The organism is bacterium (genome assembly GCA_040757115.1).
Classification (GTDB): Bacteria; UBA9089; CG2-30-40-21; order CG2-30-40-21; family SBAY01; genus JBFLXS01.
The window spans coordinates 1-5,121 of sequence record JBFLYA010000174.1 but is presented as its reverse complement, the minus strand read 5'-3'; the positions used below and the strand labels follow the sequence as shown (position 1 = coordinate 5,121).

The window sequence follows — 5,121 nt, the reverse complement described above, 5'->3', positions numbered from 1 at the left end:
GCAGAGGGCAGAGGGCAGAGGGCAAGAGGAGGAAAAACCTTGAGCCTAATTACGGACACGGAAAACGGATACGGATTACGAATTTTCCGTGTTTCATCCGTGTCCATCTGAGGCTGAATAGTTACTTAATTTTTTTCTCTGCGTCTCTGTGTCTGTGCGGTGAACAGTTACAATCTAAAATTAAATACGAGGAGGTATATTAAAATGATGCGTTCATTATGGACAGCGGCCACAGGTATGGCTGGACAACAATTTAATCTCGACACTATTGCCAATAATCTGGCTAATGTTAATACTGCTGGATTTAAGAAGTCACGAGTAGATTTTGAAGACTTAATCTATGAAGTATTAAAATCACCAGGCACACCAATAACTACAGGAAGTGTCTTACCAACAGGTATTCATGTTGGGCATGGAGTAGCTATTGCGGGAACTCAAAAAATTCATTCCTTAGGGAATTTGCAAGAGACCCAAAATCCTCTGGATATAGCTATAGAAGGAGAAGGATTCTTTCAGTTACTTCTACCGGATGGGTCAACAGGTTATACGCGAGATGGTTCTTTTAAAATGGACCAGGAGGGTAAATTAGTTACTTCTAATGGACATATTTTACAACCAGAAATAGTTATCCCGCCTGGAACTACCCAAATTACCATTACTGAAGATGGGACTGTTTCAGTCATTATCGGAAATGAAACAAAAACACCTCAGGAAGTAGGTACAATTCAATTAGTTAGATTTGCCAGTCCAGCGGGACTAAATCCTATTGGTAAGAATGTATTTAAAGATAGTGCCGCAAGTGGTGACCCTATTACCGGTACTCCCGGAAGGGAAGGGTTTGGTAGATTGGAGCAAAACTTCTTAGAATTATCAAATGTAAATATAGTTGATGAGATGGTCAATATGATTATCGCCCAGCGGGCTTATGAACTTAATTCAAAAGCAATTCAAACTGGAGATGCAATGCTGGGCATCGTCGGTGGGTTGAAGAGATAAAAGAATAAAGGGATTCGGGATTGAGGATTCGGGATTCGGGAATAAAAGAATCCCCAAACCCCGATTTTCAGAAGAACGCTCATGAACCGTGGGTTCACAACAGAAGAATGAAAATAGGAAAAAACAGGTGGAGGAAGGATTTTCTCTCTACTCTCTACTTCCTATTTTCAGGAGAAGTTAAATGATAATTAATAAGTTATTGAAGATATTCTTTTTTACCGGGCTATTTGTCTTTTTGTTTTCCAGTATCTCGCCTGCCTTAACTACGATTGAATTGAAAGAAAATGTTTGCCTGACAGGTAAGGAGATATTTTTAAAGGACATTGCTAACTTAAGCAATACATCTGTAGATAACATCTATATTGGTCAGGCACCTTTGCCTGCTGGAAAAAGATATATTACTCAGGAGTATGTTAAGTTAAAAATTTTGCAAGCAAAGATTAAAGAGGAAGATTTTAATCTCATTGGAGCGACAAAGATAGAAATAACAACTTCTTCTCAAAAATTGGATGTTGAAGAGATAACAAAAATAGCTCAAGAGTATATCCTGACTAATCTTAATACGACTGCTCGAATAGCAATAGAATCATTCAACATTCGGAAAAATGTTATTTTACCTGCTGGAAAGGTAGAATATGAGATTGAAAATACCCCAATGTTAAAAAATCAGGTATATCTTCCAGTGACCATCAAGGTAAATGGGACAAAATATAAAACGATTAGATTGGGGTTCAAAATTCATCGCTTTACAAATGTTGTGATAGCGGCTAAACCATTGCCACGACATCATATTTTAACGCCAGTGGACATAGAAATCCAGGAAAGAGAGATAACTTACATTAATCCTGCTCCGATAGAAGATGTCATTGGAAAAAGATTGAAAAGCCCGCTGACACAAGGAGGAATATTAACTTATAATTTGATCGAAATTCCTCCTTTAATTAAACGAGGAGATGTGGTTATGATAAAAAAAGAAATTGGAGCACTTATCGTCCAGGCAAAAGGAATAGCAAAGGAAGATGGAAGATTAGGAGATGAAATTCAAGTAAAAAATGTGGATTCGGATAAGATAATTAACAGTATTGTTGAGGATAGCAGAACAGTTGTGGCGAGGTAGTGCTAAGTAATTACCATTCACCAGTTACCAATTACCAAAAATAAGGAGGTTTAATTCAATGAAAATAAAAGATAAATTTTATGTCATTCTTATTCTCTTTATTGGTATTTTTTCCTGGATTAGGGCTTATGAAACTGAGGCAGAATCACTCTGGGCAAAAAGTAGCCAGGAAAGTTTATATGTTGACCATAAGGCGAAAAAAATAGGAGATATAATCACAGTTCTTGTAGTTGAGTCATCTTCAGCGATGCAGAAGAGCTCAACTAAAAAATCTAAAGATGCCGAACTTTCTGGCGGTCCAACAACTGTGGAAAAGGGTAAAAAGAATCTGTTATCTTTTATACCTTACTTTGGCGCCAAAGGAAAAAGTAAATATAAAGGCGATGCCGATACAAGTCGCTCTGGCATTTTAAAGGCAAATCTGACGGCTCAAGTTGTAAATGTTCTACCTAATGGAAATTTAGCCATAGAGGGAAGTAAAAAATTACTTATTAATAACGAAGAACAAATATTAGCCGTGTCGGGAGTAATTAGACCAGAAGATATTGAGGCAGATAATTCTATTCTCTCAACCTATATTTTAGATGCCTCAATTAAATATAAAGGTGGAACCAGCCTGTCAGATAAGGAAAAACGAGGAGTTATCACCAGGGTATTGACGAAAATAGTTAATGTTTTATTTTAATGTCGTATTGAAGTAAAAAAAAATGGGTAACCGTTCAGGATATAGCCACAGAGTCACAGAGAACACAGAGGGAATATATAACCAGGAATGAACATAAATACAAAAAGATTTGTAGTGCGAGGCGTTAGCTTCGCTTCTGGCAAGCCAAAAGGCGAACTTAAAGGTTCGCACTACATTTATGGGATGTCAGAGGTTAATTCGTATCCATTTGTGGCTAATTTCCTTAATTCTCTGTGAACTCTATGCCTCTGTGGCTGAACGCTTACCCAATTACCAGATAAGGAGGATGGCAAGCGTGGTTGTCTTACGAAGACTTATCATTTTTATATTTATCTTTATAAGTGTCGTAGTTTATGCCCAGGAAACGGTTGTCAGGGTAAAAGATTTATGCCGAATAGAAGGGGTAAGACCTAACCAATTAATGGGATATGGCCTGGTTGTAGGATTAAACGGGACCGGAGATGATAAAGGAACTTTTTTTACCGCTCAATCCATTGTGAATATGCTGACTCGATTAGGGATTTCGGTGGATAAAGAGAAAATGGAGGTAAAAAATGTGGCGGCTGTCATTGTGACAGCTCAATTACCTTCATTTGCCAGAGCAGGAGATAAAGTGGATATAGTCGTAGCAACCTTAGGTAATGCGGAAAGTTTAGCAGGCGGCGTTTTACTTCAGACACCATTATTAGGTCCAGATGGGGCGGTTTATGCCGTAGCTCAAGGACCTATTTTAATTGGGGGCAAACCCACTGGTAGAAAGCATCTTACTGTCGCCCAGATTTCGCAAGGAGCAATTATCGAAAAAGATGTTACCTGCCCGATTGTCAAAGAAAATACTGTCTCTTTAGTGCTTAAGGAAAGTGATTTTACGACTGCCTTTAGAATTGCAACCGCAATTAATACTAAATTTACCCCAAATACCGCTAAAGCATTAGACCCATCTTTAGTCCTGGTCAAAATACCCGAAAACTATAAAGAAAGGATAGTTGAATTTATATCTGGATTAGAAGGTTTAACCTTAACTCCGGATATGCAATCTAAAGTAATTGTGAACGAGCGAACTGGAACAATCGTGATGGGCAAAGATATTCGCATTTCACAAGTGGCTGTCGCACATGGAAATATAAGTGTTGTCGTAAAAAGTCGCACTGCCACTGAATCAAAAGAAGCAAAAGAAGAAAATGTAATTCTATTTTCACCAACGGTGACTATCGAAGATGTCGTTTCAGCCTTAAATTCAATTGGGGCCTCGCCAGAGGATTTAATTGCCATACTTCAAGCTATTAAATCTGCTGGTGCTTTACACGCGGAAATTATCATTATGTAAAAGTAACTCCACCTTCGAGGTGGTGGAGTAGATTAAGGAGTAAAAATGCCTAATATATTACCACTACAATTATTAAATAATAATCTTCCTGATTATAAATTTATCAATAAGACTAATCAAGCAAATGATTTTGCCACTGCCCTTAAAAATACTCAGGATAAAGAAAAGGCAAAGGCAAGATTAAAAGAAGTAAGTTATGAGATGGAGTCTATTTTTATCAATCAATTACTAAAAGAGATGCGTAAATCTATTCACAAAACCAGCCTTTTTCATGCCGGTTTTTCAGAAGAGGTTTTTGAAGATATGTTATATGATGAATATGCAAAATTAATGGCTAAATCAGACCAATTTGGTTTATCCAAGCAAATTTATGACCAATTAAGTAAATATTTGTGAACGCAATTTGCTTAATAAGATTCAAGTTAATGGGACGCAGATTTACTCAGATTATCAGGATATTAAAATATAAAATCCTGTAAATCTGCGTTAATCTGCGTCCCAATGAAGTTATACTTTAAAAGTTCACAAACTGTGATTTTTTAAAAGTTTGGAAATTTAGGTGGTGTCTTAATCTAGCATAAAGGTTAAAATAGTGTATAGGGTTCTGCAAAATAGGATTTGAGGGAGACAACAAATAAATATCAAATATCAAATATCAAATATTAAATATCAAATATCAAAATGCAAAATTACAAATCAAATTTCAAAGAGGAAGTAGCAGGGTTTCTCAAAGAGTTGGAGGAATTTGGTAATATCTTTGCTTCAAGTATTTTAACGCTGAAAGGAAAGAGATAATTTTACTGAACTTTGGCAAAGATAGTTGATAGTTTATAGTTGATAGTTTATAGTTGAAGGACTATAAACTATACACTATAAACTATACACTATAAACTATACACTATAAACCATAAACTATAAACGAGTTTTGCATTTTGCTCTTTGGAGGAAATCCCTTTTGGACACCAAATCTGCATAGATTTCACTATTAGAGTTATT

The 5,121-nt window shown here is 36.3% G+C and carries 6 protein-coding genes; all 6 read left to right on the top strand.

Annotation, left to right across the window (positions count from 1 at the left end):
* The first annotated feature begins 204 nt into the window (after positions 1–204).
* Complete coding sequence (gene flgG / locus AB1422_13840; protein ID MEW6620394.1) at positions 205–996, top strand: flagellar basal-body rod protein FlgG; 792 nt, start codon at positions 205–207, stop codon at positions 994–996.
* A gap of 181 nt (positions 997–1,177) precedes the next feature.
* Positions 1,178–2,113, top strand: coding sequence for a flagellar basal body P-ring formation chaperone FlgA (gene flgA, locus AB1422_13835; protein MEW6620393.1), 936 nt, complete (start codon positions 1,178–1,180; stop codon positions 2,111–2,113).
* Between the two features lie 58 nt (positions 2,114–2,171).
* Entirely contained in the window at positions 2,172–2,798 is a 627-nt protein-coding gene (locus AB1422_13830) for a flagellar basal body L-ring protein FlgH (protein MEW6620392.1), read from the top strand.
* A gap of 87 nt (positions 2,799–2,885) precedes the next feature.
* Positions 2,886–3,035 (top strand): hypothetical protein, encoded by a 150-nt coding sequence (locus tag AB1422_13825; protein MEW6620391.1) that lies wholly within the window; start codon positions 2,886–2,888, stop codon positions 3,033–3,035.
* Positions 3,036–3,084: 49 nt separating this feature from the next.
* Complete coding sequence (locus AB1422_13820; protein ID MEW6620390.1) at positions 3,085–4,125, top strand: flagellar basal body P-ring protein FlgI; 1,041 nt, start codon at positions 3,085–3,087, stop codon at positions 4,123–4,125.
* A 45-nt stretch (positions 4,126–4,170) separates the two neighbouring features.
* The gene (locus AB1422_13815; protein ID MEW6620389.1) at positions 4,171–4,521 is read left to right on the top strand and encodes a rod-binding protein; all 351 of its coding nucleotides are present in this window, start codon (positions 4,171–4,173) and stop codon (positions 4,519–4,521) included.
* Positions 4,522–5,121: the final 600 nt, after the last annotated feature.

What these genes read in the sequence shown, in the direction of transcription:
- flgG (MEW6620394.1), top strand. Translation starts at nt 205, where the DNA reads ATGATGCGTTCATTATGGACAGCGGCCACAGGTATGGCTGGACAACAA.
- flgA (MEW6620393.1), top strand. Translation starts at nt 1,178, where the DNA reads ATGATAATTAATAAGTTATTGAAGATATTCTTTTTTACCGGGCTATTT.
- AB1422_13830 (MEW6620392.1), top strand. Translation starts at nt 2,172, where the DNA reads ATGAAAATAAAAGATAAATTTTATGTCATTCTTATTCTCTTTATTGGT.
- AB1422_13825 (MEW6620391.1), top strand. Translation starts at nt 2,886, where the DNA reads ATGAACATAAATACAAAAAGATTTGTAGTGCGAGGCGTTAGCTTCGCT.
- AB1422_13820 (MEW6620390.1), top strand. Translation starts at nt 3,085, where the DNA reads ATGGCAAGCGTGGTTGTCTTACGAAGACTTATCATTTTTATATTTATC.
- AB1422_13815 (MEW6620389.1), top strand. Translation starts at nt 4,171, where the DNA reads ATGCCTAATATATTACCACTACAATTATTAAATAATAATCTTCCTGAT.